The sequence below is a fragment of the Janthinobacterium glycogeni genome (genome assembly GCF_051380725.1).
Classification (GTDB): Bacteria; Pseudomonadota; Gammaproteobacteria; order Burkholderiales; family Burkholderiaceae_D; genus Janthinobacterium.
On the sequence record NZ_JBNYXP010000018.1, the window covers coordinates 23,473 to 44,058 of the forward strand.

17 protein-coding genes are annotated in these 20,586 nt (G+C 59.1%); 9 read left to right on the plus strand and 8 right to left on the minus strand.

Annotation, left to right across the window (positions count from 1 at the left end; translation table 11 throughout):
- Positions 1–43: 43 nt before the first annotated feature.
- Positions 44–970 (plus strand): aldo/keto reductase, encoded by a 927-nt coding sequence (locus tag ACQ4W4_RS26040; protein WP_436544422.1) that lies wholly within the window; start codon positions 44–46, stop codon positions 968–970.
- On the opposite strand, the gene pssA is transcribed toward ACQ4W4_RS26040, so the two are convergent.
- Positions 967–1,707: a CDP-diacylglycerol--serine O-phosphatidyltransferase gene (pssA, locus tag ACQ4W4_RS26045; protein ID WP_436544452.1), complete on the minus strand. Its 741-nt coding sequence runs from the start codon at positions 1,705–1,707 to the stop codon at positions 967–969. The two genes, ACQ4W4_RS26040 and pssA, sit on opposite strands and share 4 nt — an antisense overlap.
- Before the next feature lie 267 nt (positions 1,708–1,974).
- On the opposite strand from pssA, the gene ACQ4W4_RS26050 reads away from it, so the two are divergent.
- On the plus strand, positions 1,975–2,925 hold the full coding sequence (locus ACQ4W4_RS26050; RefSeq protein ID WP_436544423.1) for a CAP domain-containing protein: 951 nt from the start codon (positions 1,975–1,977) through the stop codon (positions 2,923–2,925).
- Between the two features lie 158 nt (positions 2,926–3,083).
- On the plus strand, positions 3,084–3,665 hold the full coding sequence (locus tag ACQ4W4_RS26055; RefSeq protein ID WP_436544424.1) for an Hpt domain-containing protein: 582 nt from the start codon (positions 3,084–3,086) through the stop codon (positions 3,663–3,665).
- An 18-nt stretch (positions 3,666–3,683) separates the two neighbouring features.
- On the opposite strand, the gene ACQ4W4_RS26060 is transcribed toward ACQ4W4_RS26055, so the two are convergent.
- Positions 3,684–3,881, minus strand: a complete 198-nt coding sequence (locus tag ACQ4W4_RS26060) for a hypothetical protein (protein WP_070224761.1) — start codon at positions 3,879–3,881, stop codon at positions 3,684–3,686.
- A 179-nt stretch (positions 3,882–4,060) separates the two neighbouring features.
- On the opposite strand from ACQ4W4_RS26060, the gene ACQ4W4_RS26065 reads away from it, so the two are divergent.
- On the plus strand, positions 4,061–5,758 hold the full coding sequence (locus ACQ4W4_RS26065; RefSeq protein ID WP_436544425.1) for a M1 family metallopeptidase: 1,698 nt from the start codon (positions 4,061–4,063) through the stop codon (positions 5,756–5,758).
- A 17-nt stretch (positions 5,759–5,775) separates the two neighbouring features.
- Here ACQ4W4_RS26065 and ACQ4W4_RS26070 read toward each other — a convergent pair whose 3' ends face one another.
- From ACQ4W4_RS26070 to rpmH, 6 genes are all read right to left on the minus strand, one after another.
- Positions 5,776–6,075, minus strand: a complete 300-nt coding sequence (locus ACQ4W4_RS26070) for a hypothetical protein (protein ID WP_436544426.1) — start codon at positions 6,073–6,075, stop codon at positions 5,776–5,778.
- Positions 6,076–6,084: 9 nt separating this feature from the next.
- The gene (mnmE, locus tag ACQ4W4_RS26075; protein ID WP_436544427.1) at positions 6,085–7,464 is read right to left on the minus strand and encodes a tRNA uridine-5-carboxymethylaminomethyl(34) synthesis GTPase MnmE; all 1,380 of its coding nucleotides are present in this window, start codon (positions 7,462–7,464) and stop codon (positions 6,085–6,087) included.
- Positions 7,465–7,651: 187 nt separating this feature from the next.
- Positions 7,652–9,379: a membrane protein insertase YidC gene (gene yidC / locus ACQ4W4_RS26080; protein ID WP_326456747.1), complete on the minus strand. Its 1,728-nt coding sequence runs from the start codon at positions 9,377–9,379 to the stop codon at positions 7,652–7,654.
- Between the two features lie 11 nt (positions 9,380–9,390).
- Positions 9,391–9,651: a membrane protein insertion efficiency factor YidD gene (yidD, locus tag ACQ4W4_RS26085; protein WP_034754335.1), complete on the minus strand. Its 261-nt coding sequence runs from the start codon at positions 9,649–9,651 to the stop codon at positions 9,391–9,393.
- Positions 9,648–10,100, minus strand: coding sequence for a ribonuclease P protein component (gene rnpA, locus ACQ4W4_RS26090; RefSeq protein ID WP_217916800.1), 453 nt, complete (start codon positions 10,098–10,100; stop codon positions 9,648–9,650). Before rnpA ends, yidD begins: the two co-directional genes overlap by 4 nt.
- 8 nt (positions 10,101–10,108) lie before the next feature.
- Complete coding sequence (rpmH, locus tag ACQ4W4_RS26095; protein WP_010401996.1) at positions 10,109–10,243, minus strand: 50S ribosomal protein L34; 135 nt, start codon at positions 10,241–10,243, stop codon at positions 10,109–10,111.
- A 624-nt stretch (positions 10,244–10,867) separates the two neighbouring features.
- Between rpmH and dnaA the strand changes: the two genes are divergently transcribed.
- The 5 genes from dnaA (at position 10,868) to ACQ4W4_RS26120 (ending at position 20,586) form a co-directional block, all read left to right on the plus strand.
- Positions 10,868–12,262, plus strand: coding sequence for a chromosomal replication initiator protein DnaA (dnaA, locus tag ACQ4W4_RS26100; RefSeq protein WP_034754339.1), 1,395 nt, complete (start codon positions 10,868–10,870; stop codon positions 12,260–12,262).
- Positions 12,263–12,404: 142 nt separating this feature from the next.
- A complete protein-coding gene (gene dnaN / locus ACQ4W4_RS26105; protein ID WP_086147318.1) occupies positions 12,405–13,511 on the plus strand; it encodes a DNA polymerase III subunit beta in 1,107 nt (368 codons plus the stop codon).
- A 153-nt stretch (positions 13,512–13,664) separates the two neighbouring features.
- Positions 13,665–16,163: a DNA topoisomerase (ATP-hydrolyzing) subunit B gene (gene gyrB / locus ACQ4W4_RS26110; RefSeq protein ID WP_436544428.1), complete on the plus strand. Its 2,499-nt coding sequence runs from the start codon at positions 13,665–13,667 to the stop codon at positions 16,161–16,163.
- A 323-nt stretch (positions 16,164–16,486) separates the two neighbouring features.
- Complete coding sequence (locus ACQ4W4_RS26115; protein ID WP_436544429.1) at positions 16,487–19,102, plus strand: sigma-70 family RNA polymerase sigma factor; 2,616 nt, start codon at positions 16,487–16,489, stop codon at positions 19,100–19,102.
- A complete protein-coding gene (locus ACQ4W4_RS26120) occupies positions 19,099–20,586 on the plus strand; it encodes an ATP-binding protein (RefSeq protein WP_436544430.1) in 1,488 nt (495 codons plus the stop codon). Before ACQ4W4_RS26115 ends, ACQ4W4_RS26120 begins: the two co-directional genes overlap by 4 nt.

The following is a 20,586-nucleotide window of genomic DNA, read 5'->3' on the forward strand; positions in this document are numbered from 1 at the left end:
AATCGTGGCGTACGCTTCTTCGCCACCACCAGAAAGCCAGCCCATGAGCCATGTATTTCCCGCCAGCCTGCAAGCGCCGCGCAGCCGCTTGAGCGGCAACGGTCCCGAATTGTCGCGCATCGTCGCCGGCATGTGGCGCATCGGCGAGTGGAATATGTCGGCGCAGCAGCGCCTCGCCTTCATCGAGCAATGCCTGGCGCTGGGCGTGTCGAGTTTCGACCATGCCGATATCTATGGCGATTACAGCGCCGAAGGCCTGTTCGGCGAAGCGCTGGCCCTGCAGCCGGGCTTGCGCGACCGGATGGAACTGGTCAGCAAGTGCGGCATCAAGCTGCTCTCGCCGCACCGCCCCGGCCACGCCATCCAGCATTACGACACGAGCGCGGCGCACATCACCAGTTCCGTGGAACACAGCTTGCGCCAGTTACAGACGGACCGCCTGGACTTGCTGCTGATCCACCGTCCCGATCCGCTGATGGATTTCGACGAGATCGCCGGCGCCTTCACCCAGTTGCAGCAGGCGGGCAAGGTGCTGCACTTTGGCGTGTCGAATTTCAGCCGCCACCAGTTCGAGTGCCTGCACCGGCGCTTCCCGCTGGTGACGAACCAGGTGGAATGCTCGCCGCTGCACGTGGCGCCCCTGTTCGACGAAACCTTCGACGGTTTGCAGGACGTGGGGGTGGCGCCGATGATCTGGTCTCCGCTGGCCGGCGGCCGGCTGTTCCAGAGCGGCGACGCGAATGTGGAGAACTTGCGCAACGTCATCAAGCAGATCGCGGACCAGCTGCAGCGCCCGTTTGCCAGCGTGGTGTTTGCCTGGATCATGCAACTGCCTTGCCGGCCCCTGCCGCTGACGGGCACGGGCCGCATCGAGGCTGTGGGCGTGGCCGTGGAAGGCACGCAATTTTCGCTCAGCCGCAGCGACTGGTTCGCCATCCTGCGCGCCGCGCGCGGGCACGAGGTGGCTTAGTCGATCTCGTCCGGGTCGTTGAATACTTGAGGTAGCGCAATGCCGCGCCAGCCCAGATGCCACGCCAGGTTCAACGCCAAGGTGGCGCCGATATACACGGCGAAGAACAGGGCAAAGAAACTCGTCTTCAGCCACACCAGCAGGGCGATGGCGACGACGAGCACCAGCAGCGCGGCCAGGCTTTTCTTTTGCTTGGAACTGGGGAAACGCAAGGTCGACACCATCAGGCTGCCCACGCCGACGAGCAGCAGCATCAGCAGATAGCTGTGCAGCGTGGAATCGATGGGCGCCGGCCAGGCTACCACCACGGCCGCCACGCAAGCGGCCCCGGCCGTGATCGGCATGCCGACGAAATACAGGGGGTCGGTACGCCCCACGTTCACATTGAAGCGCGCCAGGCGCATGGCGCCGCACGCCACAAAGAAGAAGCTGGCCATGCCGCCAAAGCGCAGCAGCAGCGGATCGTGCACTCCCATCTGCACGAAGCCATAGCAATACAACAACACGGCCGGGGCACAGCCGAAATTCATCACGTCGGCTATGGAATCGAGCTGCACGCCGAACTGCGAACTGGTTCCCGTCAGCCGGGCCACGTAGCCGTCGAGCGCGTCGAACACGCCGGCGAGCACCAGCAGCGCCGCCGCCAGGCGGTAGGCATCCGCGTCGCCCACGGCGGCGTTGTCGACGGAAATGACGATGCTGGCAAAACCGCAGGCTATCGACAGCAAAGTCACCATGCTGGGCAAGGCGTATTTGGCGCGCTGCAGGCGCGACTTGGGCAATGTGTTCAAATGTATGGGCAATCAAAAAAATCGGAAGTGAGGCAATGCAGCGGCAAACGCTGCGCTGCGCCCATTCTACCCTGCGCAGCGGCGGCACCGTTCCCGCACGAGCGCGACATATCTTTTCACGGATGCTCTACGAGCGATCAAAATACCTTAGAATCGTTTTACAGGACAGCACGCTGACCCCACCGCTGCCCGCCTACCTATACAGGAGTCGACTTGATTGCCTCGTCAATGCGTTGGAAATACTGGATACCCGCCCTGCTGAGCGCAGCACTGCTGAGCGCCTGCGGCGGCGGCAGCGATAGCGGCAATACGTCGCTGAACACCTCGACCCCGGCCGGGCAACTGACGCAGGAGCCGGGCGCTCCCGTCCTCAGCAACAATATTGCCACCGATGGTTTCAACTGGTTCAACTACCGGCGCAGCCAGACCGGCCTGTCGCCACTGGTGCGCAATAGCCTGATCGACAGCGCGGCCCTCGGCCATTCCAGCTATCTCAATCTCAACAATACGGTGGCGCACGAGCAGGTACAGGGCAAGCCCGGCTTTACAGGCGCCACACTGGGCGACCGCCTGGCCAAGGCCGGCTACGTCGTCACCTCGCTGCAGGGCGAAGTGATCGCCGGCGCAAGCAACACGTCCGGCTTTTACCTGGCCGAAGAACTCGTCACGGCCATCTATCACCGCTTCGTCATTTTCGAGCCGCTGTTCAAGGAAGGCGGCGCGGGCGCGGCCGTCAGCGGCGCCGGCTATGCGTATTTCACCACCGACCTGGCCGGCAACCGCAGCTATGGCCCCGGGCTTGCGGCGGGACAGATCGTCACCTATCCGTTCAGCGGGCAGCAAAAGGTGGCCGTCAGTTTTTCCAGCGATAGCGAATCGCCCGATCCCGTGCCGAACCAGGATGTGGTCGGCTACCCGATCAGCGTGCATGCCAATTACGGCACGCCCGTCAGCGTGACGGCGTTCAGCGTGCGCCAGCGCGGCGCCGCCACGGACCTGGCCGTGCGCCTGCTCACCAGCGGCAACGATGTGCATACGCCGGTCTCGGCCGCGTCCATCATCCCGCTGGCGGCCTTGAACGCGAACACCAGCTATGACGTGAGTTTCATCGGCAAAGTCAATGGCGCGGATGTCACGCACAGCTGGTCATTCACGACGCGCTAGGGCAACTAGCCTTGCCAAGCGGGCGCAGCGTCGAGGATGACTGGATGTAGAATAGCTGTTCCTGCTTTACGGCAATTGACAAGTTTTGGGGCGCTCTGCACAGCATGCTGAAACCACACGCCACTTGCGATGATGATGCCGCCGTTGCGGCATCCGACATGGTCCGTATTCTCGACGTCGAGAACGGACTGGGCCGCATCATGGGCGACCGCATCCTGTACCTGAAAATCCTGCGCCGCTTCCTGCACGACCACGGCACCACGCCATGCCAGATCCGCGCCGAATTCGACGCGGGCAACTACGTTTCCGCGCGCCTGAAGGCGCATACCCTGAAAGGCGCTGCCGGCATGATCGGGGCGCGCCATGTGCACAGCCTGTCGGAAACCCTGGAATCGGCACTGCGTGCGCAGGCGCCCGACCTGGCCCAGCAGATGCTCCAGCTGGAACTGGCGCAGGATCAATTGCTCGGCGCGGTCAGCAGCATGCTGGGCACGCCGGAGGCAAACCACACGGCGGCGCAGGATGTGGCGCCCGACCCGGCCGCGCCCGCCATCCAGCTGCTGCTGGCGCGCCTGGCCAGCCATCTGCGCGAAGGCGACGGCGCCGCCATCGACATCCTGGAAAACTCGGCCAGCCTGCTCGCGGCCAGCCTGGGCGTGAACGTGTACCAGGAAGTGGCCGCCGCCGCGCACGAGTTCGATTTCGAAGGTGCCCTGGCGGCGCTGCTGCGGCGCCGCTAGCGCACAGCGAGCTGCTGCTCAGCTGTTGAACTGCGCCTCTTCCGCATACGCCACGCAACAACTCTTGCAACAGAAGCGGCGCACGGCATCGAGCGGCTTGTCGCAGTACCAGCATGCACCTTTCGGCGGCAGCGCTGCGATCAATTGCGGCAGGGAAGGCAATGGCGGCGCCGCCATGCCCCTGCTTTCCACGACTTCCGGCTGTTCGCTGTCCATGGCGCTTCCTTTCCTAGCGGCACTTCAAGGCCGCTCAGCAAGATTACGTCAGCACAGTTTGAAGCCCATGACATTTCTCAACGGCGGCCACGCTTGCCCCATCGGCACCTTGAAATTTCCAAACGACAACGTTGTCGCTTCGCACTACAATCAGTGCTCCGTTCACTTGCGCGCACGCCATGAAACACATCCCCCTGCTGCTCTCCTGCTTGCTGCTCAGCGCCTGCGCCACGCGCGCGCCTACCGCCTACACCCTCAATTCGGGCGCCGAACGCACGCCGGAACAATTGGCGGTGGTGTTCGAACACGCCGACCTGACCTTGCGCATCGATCCGGCCCGCCGCAGTATTGCCGGCGATGCGCGCCTGACCTTCCTGGCCACGCAGCCGATCTCGCGTTTCGCCCTGGACCTGGACCGCAACCTGCCCGTCGATGCCATCGAAATCGACGGCAAGGCGCTGCGGCCGCAAGACTATGCCAACCCGGACGGCCGCCTGAGCATGACCTTGCCGGCCACCCTCGCGGCAGGCGCGCGCACCACCATCCGCATCGTCTACCACGGCGTGCCGCACGTCGCCGTGAAAGCGCCGTGGGATGGCGGCATGGTGTGGTCGAGCACCGCCGATGGCGCGCCGTGGATCGCCAGCGCCGTGCAAGGCGAAGGCTGCGACCTGTTCTGGCCGTGCATCGACCACCCGATGGGTAAGGCCCAGCTGATCGACCAGCACATCCAGGTACCGGCGCCGCTGGTGGCGGCCGGCAATGGCATCGCGCTCGGCATGGATGAGGCCGACGGCTGGCGCACCTGGCACTGGCGCGCCAAACACCCGAGCACCTATGGCATCGCCCTGAACGTGGCGCCCTACCGCAGCCTGCAGGGCGAGTATGCGAGCCGCTACGGCAACCGCATCCCCCTGCAATTCTGGTATCTGCCGGAAAGCGAGGCCAAGGCAGGCGCCCTGTTCGCGGAATTGCCGCCCATGCTCAATTTTTTTGAAAGCATCATCGGCCCCTACCCGTTTGGCGATGAAAAAGTCGGCATCGCCGAAACGCCGCACAAGGGCATGGAGCACCAGACCATCAATGCCTATGGCAACAAGTTCGCCAAGACCAGCTATGGCTACGACGAGCTGTTGCAGCATGAATTCGCCCATGAATGGTTCGGCAACCAGCTGACCAACAGCAACTGGGACGACATGTGGCTGCACGAAGGCTTCGGCACGTATATGCAGCCGCTGTACATGCAATACCTGCGCGGCGAGCAAGAGTATTTTGCTTCGTTGCAGCAAATGCGCGCCGGCATCGTCAACAAGGCGCCCATGGTTTCGGGCAAGCCGAGAAGCGAGGAAGAAGTCTACGACCTGAAAAAGGGCGGACCGGGCGGCGACATTTATGTGAAAGGGGCGCTGGTGTTGCACACCTTGCGCGGCCTGATCGGCGACGACGCCTTCTTCCGCGCCGTGCGCCTGCTCGTCTACGGCACGGAGCAGCCGCAGCCGGGCCAGTTCCAGCCGCGCTATGGCAGCACGACGGAATTCATGGCCATCGTCAACAAAGTTACGGGCAGCAATTACGACTGGTTCTTCCAGGTGTATCTGTACCAGGCGGCATTGCCGGAGCTGTCCGCCGTGCGCGACGGCGACACCTTGCGCCTGCTATGGAAGACGCCTGCCGACCTCGCCTTCCCGATGCCGGTGGAAGTGCGTATCGGCAAGGAAATCCATACCGTTTCCATGGCGCTGGGCTTTGGCGAACTGCCCCTGCCGGCTGGCGCCACGCACACGCTCGACCCGCACTCACGCGTGCTGCGCCGCGCCGAGCATATCGAGGCCTTCCAGAAGTTCAGGGAAGAGCAGGCCGAGCGCAAGAAGAGCTGAGCTGCAGCAACGGGACGCTATTTCCGGAAACTGCGCACCGCGTCATTGGCATTGTCGTCGATGACTTTTTCAATCGCGGCCTGCTTCGCGTATTTCACGCGCAAGCGCTTCCACTGCCGTTGCGCCTGGCCGCACGACTGTTCGATCGCTTGCGTGATCTCGCGCTGGCGCGCCTTGTCGTTATCATCCCATTCGCCGGCAAAGTGTTCGCACATTTGCGCATGATCAATGAACTGCACCACGTCGCGCGGCAGCTTTTCCTCTGCCTGAGCCAGCAAGGGCAAACAGCACAGTGCGGCAGCGATCAATATGTTCATCGTTTTCCCTTACTTGCCGATGCAGAAACGGCTGAAGATCACGCCCAGCAGATCGTCAGGCGAAAACTCGCCCGTGATGCTCGACAGCTGCACCTGCGCCAGGCGCAGCTCTTCGGCAAACAGGTCCAGCGACTGGTCGTCCTGCGCCGCGTGCGCGGCGGCGATATCCAGATGCTTGCCGGCCGATTTCAAGGCGATCAGATGGCGTTCGCGCGCCAGATACAGCGATTCGCCCGTCTGCTGCCAGCCGGCGATGCGCAAGAGCTCGGCGCGCAGCAAATCAATACCGATGTGCTCGTGCGCCGACAGATACACGTGGGTGGCGTCCGGCATGTTGTCGACGCCGGGCTTGTGGCCCGACAGGTCAATCTTGTTCCACACGCGCACCACCGGCACGCCTTCGGGGAAGGCGGCGACGATGGTTTCGTCGGCCAGCGTGGGGCCATGGTCGGCGTCGAGCAGGTGCAGAATCACGTCGGCCTTGCCGATCTCGCCCCAGGTGCGCTCGATGCCGATGCGCTCGACGGCGTCGACGGTGTCGCCCGCGCTGCGGATGCCGGCCGTATCGATGATGTTGAGCGGAATGCCTTCGATCTGGATGGTTTCACTGACCTTGTCGCGCGTGGTGCCGGCGATCGGCGTCACAATCGCCACGTCGGCACCCGCCAGCGCGTTCAGCAACGACGACTTGCCCACGTTCGGCTGGCCGGCCAGCACGACATTCAAGCCTTCGCGCAGCAGCGCGCCCTGCGCCGCCTGCGCAAACACTTTGTTCAACGCTTCGATGACGGCTTTCAACTGGCCGCGCGCATTCGATTTTTCCAGGAAGTCGATTTCTTCTTCGGGGAAATCCAGGGTTGCCTCGACCAGCATGCGCAAGCCCGTCACCTGTTCCACCAGCGCGTGGATGGTGTTCGAGAACGCGCCCGACAGCGATTGCGAGGCGGACTTGGCCGCCGCTTCCGTCGAGGCGTCGATCAGGTCGGCCACGGCTTCGGCTTGCGCCAGGTCCAGCTTGTCATTCAAAAAGGCGCGGCGCGTGAATTCGCCCGGTTCGGCCAGGCGCAGGCCGCTATCCTTGCCCGCTTCCAGCACGCGCGCCAGCAGCAGCTGCAGCACGATGGGGCCGCCGTGACCCTGCAATTCCAGCACGTCTTCGCCCGTGTACGAATGCGGGCCCTTGAAATGGATGGCGATGCCCTGGTCGATGATGCTGCCATCGCTTTCCGTGAACGGCAGATAGGTGGCGTGGCGCGGTTTGAGTTGCTGCGCGCCGAACAGGGCCGTCATCAGCGGGGCGAGATTTTTGCCGGAGGCGCGTACCACGCCGATGCCGCCGCGCCCGGGGGCGGTGGCGATGGCGGCGATAGGGGAAGAGTCGAGTTTCATGGGGATATTGTAGATTATTCGGGAAAGGCTGCGGGTGCCGCGCTATTTTCAGCGACAAAGCGGGTGCACATGAAGGGGGAGGTCCGTGGAAAGCCGGCAAAACCCACTTTTTTTTGACATCGCACCCACTGGGTACGATGTCAAAAAAAAGCCCGCGCGAGGCGGGCTTTCTGGTCGCTGGCCGGACTTACTTGGCGGCTGGCGCGTATTTCTTGGTGATCACCCATTGCTGGCCGATCGACAGGACGTTGTTGACGACCCAGTAGAGTACCAGGCCCGACGGGAAGAAGAAGAACATCACCGAGAATGCCAGTGGCATGAACAGCATCATCTTCGCTTGCATCGGATCGGCCGGGGCCGGGTTCAGCTTGGTCGTGATGTACATCGAGATCGCGTACAGCACGGGCAGGATGCACCATGGGTCATGCTGGGCCAGGTCGGTGATCCAGCCGATCCATGGCGCGCCGCGGATTTCCACGGACGCGTTGAGCACCCAGTACAGGGCGATAAAGACGGGCATCTGGATCAGGATCGGCAGGCAGCCGCCCAGCGGATTGATCTTTTCCGTCTTGTACAGCTCCATCGTGGCCTGGTTCATCTTTTGCGGGTCGCCTTTATAGCGCTCGCGGATCGCCTGCATCTTCGGCGTGACCAGTTTCATCTTGGCCATGCTGCGGTAGCCGGCGGCCGACAGCGGGAAGAAGGCCAGCTTGATCAGGATCGTGAAGGCGATGATGGTCCAGCCCCAGTTGCCCAGCACGCTGTGGATGTGTTCCATGACCCAGAAGATCGGCTTGGCGATGATGGTCAGCCAGCCGTAATCCTTGACCAGTTCCAGGCCAGGCGAAACATTTTCCAGCAGGTGCGCGATTTGCGGACCCGAGTACAGCTTGCTGTCCATGCTGGCCGTGGCGCCTGGCGCCAGGGTAGGCAGTGGCAGCACGTTGCCGATGGCGTACAGGTTGGTGCCGAGCTTTTTCGTGAAGATGTCGCGCTTGGCGTTTTCAGGCGGCACGAAAGCCGACACGAAAAAATGTTGCGAAATCGCAAACCAGCCGCCATTCGCCGTGGCCGGATGCAGGCCTTTCATGGCGTTGTCGTTGCCCTTCTTCTCGTCTTCCACGGCCGCTTTTTCGATTTTCTCGAACGTCAACTTCTGGTACTTGTCTTGCGGCGTGTACAGGGTCGGACCCGTGAAGCTGCTGTTGAAGAACGAGTCGCCGACCGGTTTGTTGCCGTCATGCGTCAGTTGCAGGTACAGCTGCGGCGTGACAGGGGCCGCGCCCACGTTGGCCACGTCGTGGCGCACGTCGATGACGTAGTCGCCGCGCTTGAAGGTAAACGTCTTGGTCAGCTTGACGCCGCCTTCGACCGCTTCCATCACCAGTTGCACTTGCTTGCCGTCACCGAGGGTGCGCACGCCAGGCTGCACGGTGAAACCGCTCGCGTGGGTAGGGAAAGGACCGCCGACCAGGCCCGATTGCGCCAGGTAGGTATGGTTCGCGCCTTCGTCGAACAGCACTTCGTTTTGCTTGCCTTCATCAGGCTGGCACCATTTGAACAGGCCGAAACAGCCGCCGAACCAGCCCGGATTGCCCGCGCCCTTGAACTTCAGCAATTCCAGACGCTTGACCTGGCCGCCCAGGGTGTCGATATCGACCTTGATGACGTCGGTGGTGATGGTAATCACTTCGCGCTTGAACGCGGCGGGATCGGTCGCTTCGCCAGGCACGGCGGTCGCGCCGGCAGGAGCCAGGGCGGCCGTCTTGGCCGGGGTGACAGGCGCCTTGGCGGTTTGTTCCGTGTTCGCGGAGAACATCGACGGCTTGCCGTTCGAGATCATCCATTCGTTCCAGAGAATTACCAGCGAGACGGAAAACACGATCCACAGGATGGTACGTTTATTGATATCCATTAGGGTATTTGTCAGGAGTGGTTGCAACCGCAAGCGGTCGTTGAAGATTGTTTGCCATCGGCCGGCGGCACCGGGTCGACGCCCCCTTCATTCCAGGGGTGGCAACGGCACAGGCGCTTGGCAGCCAGCAGGCTGCCCTTGGCCGTACCGTGCACGCGCAGCGCTTCCATCGCGTAATGCGAACAGCTCGGATAGAAACGGCAATTCTGTCCCAGCATGGGGCTGATCAGCAACTGATAAGCACGCAGCAGGAACAGCAGCAAGGTTTTCATGGCGCGGATGGTGGTGGCGCAGCAACAGAACGGGCCTGGGCGGCGATTTGCGCCGCGAACAGGCGGCTCAATTCCTCACGCAGCTCGGCTTTGAGCTTGGTCGTGGTGGCCGGGCCATCCTTGCTGTTGACGGCGCGCGACAAACGCACCACGCAGTCGACCGGCGGCATCGCGCTGTTGCGAAACAGCTCGCGCGTGACGCGCTTGATCGTGTTGCGGGTCGCCGCGCGCGGCGCGAAACGCTTGGCCACAACGACGCCCAGCCGCGCATGCGGCAATTGATTGTGTCGGGTGTACAGCACAAAATGCGCTGTTTTTTGCGAAGGGCGCAAACGAAAAACGGATGAAAATTCATCCGTTTTAACGATACGCCGAAAGCGCGCGAAGTCGTGTGAACCTTCGCGTTGATTGCCGACTGGAGTACAGCTAGCCACGCGATCAGCTGTCAACGACAAGCCTAGACGGCCAGACGTTTGCGGCCCTTTGCGCGACGTGCGTTGAGCACATCACGGCCACCACGGGTAGCCATACGAGCGCGGAAGCCGTGCGTACGCTTGCGGCGAACGACGGAAGGTTGGTAAGTACGTTTCATGTTGGTCTCGCTAAAAACAAAAAAAATGCAAAATCGGGTCTGACGTCCCGTCAGTTTTTGGTGCCAATGACAATCGCGCACTTATGCCAAGGCACAAGCTGGCCAATCTCATCGCCCGCTTGAACGCGCACCAGATCGACTACGCGGAGCGATTTGCGGCCTCCGGTGCTCACTGTGCCTTCGCACAGTTGCGCGCCTCAGCCACAACTCATCACCGCTCGCTACGATTTGGTACTGCGTCGTTAATCCACGCTTAGTCCATATTGTCGTTCCAAATGAATAAACACGGAATACGGGCGGGGAACCCTGAATTATTCAGCATATGCCCCCCTCTTGTCAAGGATTGCCGTGATCGCCTGGAAATTTCCGCGCGCCTCCCCACCTGCGCCGCAGGCCGCGCCAGCACTGCCTGTGGCGGGATAACCGGGGGATAAGTCGCTTCTTATACACATGGCGCCCCACCCCGCCACACAAAAATAAGCGTCGTGCCTGTGGATAACTTTGGCAGTCGGGAGTAGAATAGCGCGTTACGTGTGGCGAGCCCTCGCGCGACGCCGGCCTTGCAACACGGTGACCGCAGGGCAGAATCGATACGCCCTCCCACACCTTTTCACATAGACATACATGGATAATTTCTGGCAGGCCTGTTCCGCGCAGTTGGAACTGGAGCTGACACCGCAACAATTCAGTGCGTGGATCAAACCGCTTATCCCTCTCGATTACGAAGAGGGCAAGCTGCGCATTGCTGCGCCCAATCGCTTCAAGCTCGATTGGGTCAAGACCCAGTTCGCCAGCCGCATCACCGCCCTGGCCATTCAGTACTTCGAAGCGCCGACGGAAGTGCAGTTCGTGCTCGACCCGCGCCTGGCCCTGCCGAAGAAGCCCGTTGCCGCCAGCACCCCGGCCAGCGATCCGAATGGCGGCGCGCCCAGCGCGCGCGCCGCGGAGCCGCAGCCCAGCGTGCCGGAACTGAGCATCGGCGCCGCGCCGCGCCGCGAACAGAGCCGCATCAACACCGACCTGACCTTCGACAGTTTCGTGACCGGCAAGGCCAACCAGCTGGCGCGCGCCGCCGCCATCCAGGTGGCGAACAATCCGGGCGTGTCGTACAACCCGCTGTTCTTCTACGGCGGCGTCGGCCTCGGTAAAACCCACTTGATCCACGCCATCGGCAACCAGGTGATGGCCGACAATCCGGGCGCGAAAATCCGCTACATCCACGCGGAACAGTACGTTCGCGACGTAGTGACCGCTTACCAGCGCAAGGGTTTCGACGACTTCAAGCACTACTATCACTCGCTCGACATGCTGCTGATCGATGATATCCAGTTCTTTGGCGGCAAGAGCCGCACGCAGGAAGAGTTCTTCTATGCGTTCGAGGCATTGATTGCCGCAAAGAAACAGATCATCATCACTTCGGATACGTATCCGAAAGAAATCACGGGCATGGACGACCGCCTGATTTCGCGCTTCGACTCGGGCCTGACGGTGGCGATCGAACCGCCGGAACTGGAAATGCGCGTCGCGATTCTGTTGAAAAAGGCCAAGCAGGAAGGCGTGACCTTCTCCGACGACGTGGCCTTCTTTGTCGCCAAGCACTTGCGCTCGAACGTGCGCGAGCTCGAAGGCGCGCTGCGCAAGATTCTCGCGTACTCGCGTTTCCATGGCAAAGACATCACCATCGATATCGTCAAGGAAGCCCTGAAGGACTTGCTGTCGGTGCAGAATCGCCAGATTTCCGTGGAAAACATCCAGAAAACGGTGGCCGACTTCTTCAATATCAAGGTGGCCGACATGTATTCGAAGCGCCGCCCCGCGAATATCGCCCGGCCGCGCCAGATCGCCATGTACCTGGCCAAGGAATTGACACAGAAGAGCCTGCCAGAGATCGGCGAGCTGTTCGGCGGCCGCGACCACACCACGGTGCTGCATGCCGTGCGCAAGATCGCGCTGGACCGCACCAAGAATCCGGAATGCAACCATGAATTGCATGTACTGGAGCAAACCTTGAAGGGCTAAGCACGCCTGCTGGCAAGGCTGGCTCAAAACGTGCTTTACCCTTATTATCTGGGAGAGCGCCGCAGCCGGTCTGCCGGGGCTCCCCTTGCAATGATTGTTAAATTACTACGTTAAACTTCATACCTATACATTGAGGATAAATATGCAATTGGTCAAAACCACCCGAGATACCCTTCTCCGGCCACTGCAGATCGTGAGCGGTATTGTCGAGCGTCGGCACACTATGCCGATTCTGGCCAATATCCTCATCCGCAAAGACGGTGAAAATGTCTCCTTCCTGTCGACCGACACCGAAGTGCAGATCACCACGCACGCGGAAATCGGTTCCGGCGCGGACGTCACCGGCACCACCGTGGCCGCGCGCAAGCTGCTGGACATTTTGCGCGCCCTGCCCGAATCGGGCGACGTCACGATGACCCTGCTGAACAAGCGCCTGACCGTGCAAACGGGCAAGTCGCGCTTCGCCCTGCAAACGCTGGCGGCGGAAGAGTTTCCAACCGTGCAACAGGCGGAAAGCTACAACGCGTCCGTCACCCTGCCGCAAAAAACCTTGAAGCACCTGTTCAACATGGTGCATTTCTCGATGGCGCAGCAAGACATCCGCTACTACCTGAACGGCTTGCTGCTGGTTCTGGATGGCAATCATGTCATCGCCGTGGCCACCGACGGCCACCGTCTGGCGTTTTGCCAGGTCGCCACCGAGCAGACGTTCGCGCGCCAGGAAGTGATTATTCCGCGCAAGACCATCATCGAACTGCAGCGCCTGCTGGAAGAGAACGATGAGCCGGTGCAGCTGGACATCGCCGCCAACCAGGTGAAACTGACCTTTGCCGACATCGAGCTGATCTCGAAGCTGGTGGAAGGCAAGTTCCCCGACTACACGCGCGTGATTCCAAAAGGCTACAAGAACGACTTCACCATCGGCCGCGATGAACTGCTGCGCTCGCTGCAACGTGCCGCCATCATGACCAGCGACAAGTTCAAGGGCGTGCGCTGCATCATCACCCCGGGCAGCATGAAGATCAGTTCGACCAATGCGGACCAGGAAGAAGCCGTTGAAGAGCTGGAAATCGACTACGGCGGCGACTCCGTCGACATCGGCTTCAACGTGACGTATCTGCTGGACGTGCTGAACAACCTGAAATGCGAATACGTCAACATCGCGCTGGGCGATTCGAACTCGTCCGCCCTGATCTCCATCCCGGACAATGCCGACTTCAAGTATGTCGTCATGCCGATGCGCATCTAAAGACCACAGCAATGACGTAGGTCGGATTAGCGCAGCGTAATCCGACATGCTGAATCGCCGTCTGTCGGGTTACGCCGTTCCGGCTAACCCGACCTACGGTCATCAGCCAGCAGCCCCGAATCAATCAGCAATCGTTATTTGAGAAAGCAGTCCATGTCCGAGAATCCACAAGACACCCCGATCCAGGCCAAAACGGAAGAATACGGCGCCTCCTCCATCCAGATCCTGGAAGGCCTGGAAGCCGTACGCAAACGCCCGGGCATGTACATTGGCGACACCTCGGACGGCACCGGCTTGCACCATCTGGTATTCGAAGTGCTGGACAACTCCATCGATGAATCGCTGGCCGGCCACTGCACGGAAATCCACGTCACCATCCACAGCGACAATTCGATCTCGATCACCGACAATGGCCGCGGCGTGCCGACCGGCCTGAAAATGGACGACAAGCACGATCCGAAGCGTTCGGCGGCGGAAATCGTCATGACCGAACTGCACGCGGGCGGCAAGTTCGATCAGAACTCGTATAAAGTCTCGGGCGGTTTGCACGGCGTGGGCGTGTCCTGCGTGAATGGCCTGTCGAAACTGCTGAAACTGACCATCCGCCGCGACGGCAAGGTCCATTACATGGAATTCGTGCGCGGCGTGCCGCAAGACCGCCAGATCGTCATGGTCGGCGACATCGCCACCTCGCCGATCAAGGTCATCGGCGACACTGACAAGCGCGGCACCGACGTGCATTTCTGGGCCGACGAAGAGATTTTCACGCACGTGGAATTCCACTACGAAATCCTGGCCAAGCGCATCCGCGAACTGTCCTTCCTGAACAATGGCGTCAACATCAAGTTGTCCGACCAGCGCACGGGCAAGGAAGAAATCTTCGCCTTCGAAGGCGGCACGCGCGGCTTCGTCGAATACATCAACAAGGCCAAATCGGTCTTGCACCCGACCATTTTCCAGGCTACGGGCGAGCGCCTGTCGGACCAGAACACGAACATCTCGGTCGACGTGTCGATGCAGTGGAACGATGCCTACAATGAACAGGTGCTGTGCTTCACGAATAACATCCCGCAACGCGACGGCGGCACCCACCTGACGGGCCTGCGCGCGGCCATGACGCGCGTGATCAACAAATACATCGATGAACACGAGTTCGCCAAGAAGGCGAAAGTGGAAATCAGCGGCGACGACATGCGCGAAGGCCTGACCTGCGTCTTGTCGGTGAAAGTGCCGGAGCCGAAATTCTCGTCGCAGACGAAAGACAAGCTGGTATCGAGCGAAGTGCGCGGCCCGGTCGAAGAGATCGTCGCCAAGACCCTGGCCGATTACCTGCAAGAAAAACCGAACGACGCCAAAATCATTTGCGGCAAGATCGTCGAAGCGGCGCGCGCCCGCGAAGCGGCCCGCAAGGCCCGCGACCTGACGCGCCGCAAAGGCATCATGGACGGCCTGGGCCTGTCGGCCAAGCTGGCCGACTGCCAGGAAAAAGACCCCGCCCTGTGCGAACTGTACATCGTCGAGGGTGACTCGGCAGGCGGCTCGGCAAAACAAGGGCGCGACCGCAAGTTCCAGGCGATCCTGCCGCTGCGCGGTAAAGTGCTGAACGTGGAAAAAGCCCGTTTCGAAAAAATGCTGTCGTCGGAGCAGATCACCACCCTGATCGCCACCCTCGGCACCTCGATCGGACCGGACGAATTCAACGTCGAGAAACTGCGCTACCACCGCATCATCATCATGACCGATGCGGACGTCGACGGCGCCCACATCCGCACCTTGCTGCTGACCCTGTTCTACCGTCAGATGCCGCAACTGGTCGAGCGCGGCCACATCTACATCGCGCAACCGCCGCTGTACAAGGTGAAAGCGGGCCGCGACGAGCGCTATCTGAAAGATGACGCCGAAGAAGCGAGCTACATGATGACCGTGGCGCTGAACACGGCCGTGCTGGTGCCGCGCACAGGCGCGGAAGGCATTTCCGGCGAGACCCTGACGGAACTGGTGCGCAAGTTCAACCTGTCGAACACCATCATGACCCGTCTGACGCGCGTCATCGACCGCGCCGCCCTGACGGCCATCATGACGGGCGTGCAGCTGGACCTGTCGACCCTGGACCTGGCGGAAGCTTCCGCCCTGGCCCTGCAGACGGCCATCAACGACAGCGCCGTGAAAGTGCATGTGCGTTCCGACGACTTGTCGGAAAAACACATGCTGCGCATCGAGCGCATGCACCACGGCAACATCAAAGTCAGCGCCATCGACGCCGACTTCGTGCAAGGCCCGGACTACGCCGTTCTGAGCAGCGGCGCCGCCACCTTCGAAGGCCTGATCGGCGAAGGCGCGTTTGTCCGCCGCGGCGAAGGCGAGCGCATGAAGGAAATCGCCGTGGTCGACTTCCACCAGGCCATGCAATGGCTGCGCGACGAAGCCGAACGCACGGTCTCGAAACAGCGCTACAAAGGTCTGGGCGAAATGAACCCGGATCAGCTGTGGGAAACGACGATGGACCCGACCGTGCGCCGCCTGTTGAAAGTACAGATCGAAGACGCGATTGCGGCGGATCAAATCTTCACGACCCTGATGGGCGACGACGTGGAACCGCGCAGGGCGTTTATTGAAAACAATGCGTTGCGCGCGGGCAATATCGACGTTTAAGCATGTTGTAGTTTAGGATTCCTAAGTACATGAAATAAATCTCATTATTTAAAATATCGGCGGCCACGCAAAATGGCCGCCGTTTTTGTATCCAAACCCAAAAATTTCGAGATAAACTCTCAAATAATTTCTGAGCTTGGCCAAATATTCGTTAGACATGGTCAAGATTAAATCATCACTCTGCATTATTTTATGTTCACTGAAAGCAATTACTGTAGAATTGAAAAAATATGATTGTTATTTATAATACGTTGTAGCCTACATGAATGCAGGGAATCAGAACGCTGGCAAGTCACGCTCACCACAATATGGGCGCAGATAGCATGCCTCCTCTCAATCAATTTTTTAAAATGGCCGTTATGGCTGGCGTGGAAAGTGCAGTCCAGCTCCATATTGATCGCGGCGATGATATCAATGCCCGCGACTCGAACGGGGTAACTTTGCTCATGCTGTCGGCAGCCAAGAATAAAGCTGCCATATGCCGATTATTGCTGAACGCCGGAGCTGACAGTGCGTTGCTTGACCCGGCAGGTCGAACCGCTCATGCGATCGCGATTGCGGCGGGTGCTCAACAAGCAGCCGAGGTGCTCGAGCCCACCACTCTGGCCCCTGAGCCCCTCACGATACCTGAACCAGCACAGGCACCGGCGATAGATGACGCCCCCGTTCTCCTCACTGACAATGCAAGCATCGCGAAGCCAGCTTTTGATGTAGCCTCTGCCGAAGAAAACCTGCAAACGACCATTGCCACACCCATGCCTCACCTCATTTTAGAAAATGACGAGGAAGGATTTTCCCTGTTCGACTGGGAGCCCGAAGAACAGCTTCTTCCGCCTGAGCTGGACCTAGTATTACTGGCCGAAGCCAGTGCAGCTCAAGCCGCCATCTCAGCACACGAACCGATCGACTCGTCGGCGGACTGGGATGATGTCGATGCATTTCTGCCTGACCAATCCGTTCCGTTCATACGCAAAGACGACGTTGAAGCCAGGGAAAACCTACGACTACTACTTTTGAGAGCGTATCGGGAAGGCAGCGTGCCGAGCATGGAAATCGAATCCTTATCGATGAATGCGGACGGCAGTGCCAACCCAGAATTTGAAGCCTTGCTGACCTTGGTCGTGAACGATTTGGGGGCCGAGGTCGATGAGCGATTTGAGTATGCAGCACCAGACGAAGATTTCACTATTTTCGTCTCGCCTCAGGAGAGTGAGGATGAAGAAGAATGCATCGACAACGCCATGCACTTTATCGACAGTGCTGCATCCCGGCGAACCGAACCCTTACGTATTTATCTCAAGAACTTCCAAAAGATCAAGTTGATCTCTGGCGACGAAGAGGTTGCACTTGCTCAGCGAATGGAACAACAACATGAGCGAGCCTTGGATGCCTTGGCTCTCTGGCCCTATGGGATCGAGCAGGTATTGGCTGCCGGTCACTTGGTTCAGTCCAAGAAGCGAACCCTGTTCTCTATGTCGATGGGGCCGCTTGAGGCACAACCTGAATTAGACGATACAGACGACGAACCTGTCATTGTTGCCGCAGCGGAGAACAGTAGTGATGAAATCGATGAGGAAGCCGAAGAGTCTGTTGCTACCTCCGACAACGCAACCAGTCTTTTCTTCGATGCCCTGTTTCGCTTAGGCGAATCGGTGACAAATCCAGTGTCGACTTGCAGCACTGATGAAATTAGAGAACACCTTGATTCGCTGAGACTTAATACGTCACTTTTGTTCGAACTAGTTAAGGTGGGAGCTACCGACGCGCATGAATCGGCTAACGCATTTGTAGCCGCAATGACAGGCTACCAGCAAGCTCGTGAGCAGATGGCTGCCGCCAACTTGAAACTGGCGTTCTATATCGCCAAAAAATATTTGTATAGTGGCGAGCCTCTTGACGACTTGACACAAGAAGCAAATATTGGCCTGATGAAAGCGGTCGAACGTTTTGATTGGCGAAGGGGTTACAAGTTCTCGACTTATGCAACTTGGTGGATACGACAGCAAGTCAGCCGTGCCGTTGCAGATACTGTCCGGACAATACGAATTCCTGTTCATGTTCACGATAAGCTTCAAAGACTCGCAAAAGAAACGCGAGCCTTTGAATTGGAAGCTAGACGCCTGCCTGAGCCAGAAGAAATTGCAGAGCGTTTAGGCGTCAGCCTACGGGTTCTTGGAACGCTTGAGCGGATTCCGCAAGAGCCTATACCCATTGATGATAAATTTGATGACGAGCTGATCGATGCCAGTGCTTATGACAACCTTGTGTGGCCAGACCCATTCGAGTCTTGTGCAGAATCGCAGTTCCGCCAGACAGCGGACTCTGTAATTTCGACGCTCAAACGGAAGGAAGAAAAGGTAACTCGCCTCCGCTTTGGTATCGGAGTGAATAACTCGTTCACTCTTGAAGAGGTTGGCGTGGCTTACGGTGTTACAAGGGAACGCATCCGTCAGATCGAAACCAAATCTCTTCAAAAACTACGCAACCCTGTTCATTCAGATCGGCTGTTACTCGCGTTCTCTGGAAGTCTGCCCGTGAGAGGCAGAAAACCGCCAAGTATCGAAGTGTCAGCAAATAAAGCTGATGAGTCAGATGGTGGCATCGTGGAGGAGATCATTGCGGACATCGACCAAACGTCTGGGATATATCTTTCCAGCGAGATCAATGAAGATCCAATCACTTATGTGGAAACGCCTTCAACTAATGAAGCTCATGAATCTAGTGCATTTATCCAATTGCCGGTGACATCAAAGTCCTTAAGTCGGCTGTTGTCCCAAATGGAGGATGCAGGTGTTCGTGTGTTAGATGATCGCCAAGGGACATCAGGAAAAATTTGGGTAAACGTGGCGGACACCAGCGGTGGACAGTATCGCAAGCTGGTTCGCCAGCTGTTGGCCGTCGGTTTTGAATTTTCGCCAGGAAAAGGCTACTGGAAATGAGTCTGATAACACGTAGTGCACCACCTCACGCAATGGCGATGCTTGAGGCTCTCCGAGGTTTAGGCTATTCAACGTCTGCGGCACTGGCTGACATCATCGACAACAGCATCTCGGCCGGAGCAAAGGAAGTCCGAGTCGATTTCATTTGGGATGGCACTGCTAGTCGCATTTCCATTTTGGATAACGGCCGAGGCATGACCGATGCCGAGCTGGAAAGTGCTATGCGACTGGGTGATAAGAACCCACTTGATGTTCGTGCTTCGCATGATCTTGGCCGCTTTGGGATGGGGTTAAAAACAGCGTCGTTTTCGCAATGCCGCCGCCTAACGGTAAAGACCGTAAAAAACGAAACCGAAAGCTGCTTGCGTTGGGACTTGGACGAGTTGGCGGCAAACCCGGAGGGTGGATGGCTTTTATTTGAAGGTCCGGCCTCTGGTTCTGGTGTCTATCTCAACGCACTCACCGGTGCGAAATCTGGAACGCTGGTGCTATGGGAGCTGATGGATCGAATTGTTACGGATGGCTATACAGCGGATAACTTTAATGACCTGATCGATACCGTTGAATCGCATTTGGCCATGATCTTTCATCGTCTGCTTCAAGGTCCTCGTGCAAAGCTCAAACTCCTTCTTAACAGCAGAGCTGTCGCCCCTTGGGACCCATTTATGTCAGGGCATTCTGCGAAGCCTTGGACCTCGCCGGTCACGAATCACTCGACCAGCTACGGGAATGTCGCAGTTCAATGCCACGTGTTACCGCACCGCGACAAACTAACGGCTGCCGAATTTGAGGAGAATGCAGGCCCTGCAGGCTGGACGGCACAGCAAGGCTTTTATGTGTATCGAAATGAACGTCTTCTTGTTGCGGGTGGATGGCTAGGACTGGGCAATGCTCGTGCATGGAACCGAGAGGAAGCACATCGCCTTGCCAGAATTCGCCTCGACATCCCCAATACGGCAGACGCCGATTGGAAAATTGACGTTCGAAAATCCACTGCACGCCCTCCCGTATCACTGCGTCCCTGGTTGATGTCGCTCGCCGAAAACACTCGGGAACGAGCACGGCGGGTATTTGCATATCGAGGCACGCCCGCTCCGGCGCAGGGCAACGTCCCTATTGAACAGGCTTGGCGTGTGGAGCGTCTCAAAGCCGGAATTCGCTATCGCATCGATGAAAATCACCCTTCCATTGCAGCGGTTTTGGCGAGTGCAGGGGAGCGTCAACCACTCATTCAGTCAATGCTGCGGGTCATCGAAGAAACCGTGCCGGTGCAACGTATCTGGCTGGATACCGCAGAAAATAAAGAGACTCCTCGGACAAACTTCGATGGCGAACCGAACGCAGCCATTATCGAAGTCGCGACTGTTCTTTTTGATGATCTCATTGAACGCAAAGGTCTCAGTGTGGAGGAGGCACGCAAGACCATGCTACGCACTGAGCCATTCCAAAAATATCCAACACTTGTCGCAAAACTTGGGAGCTAA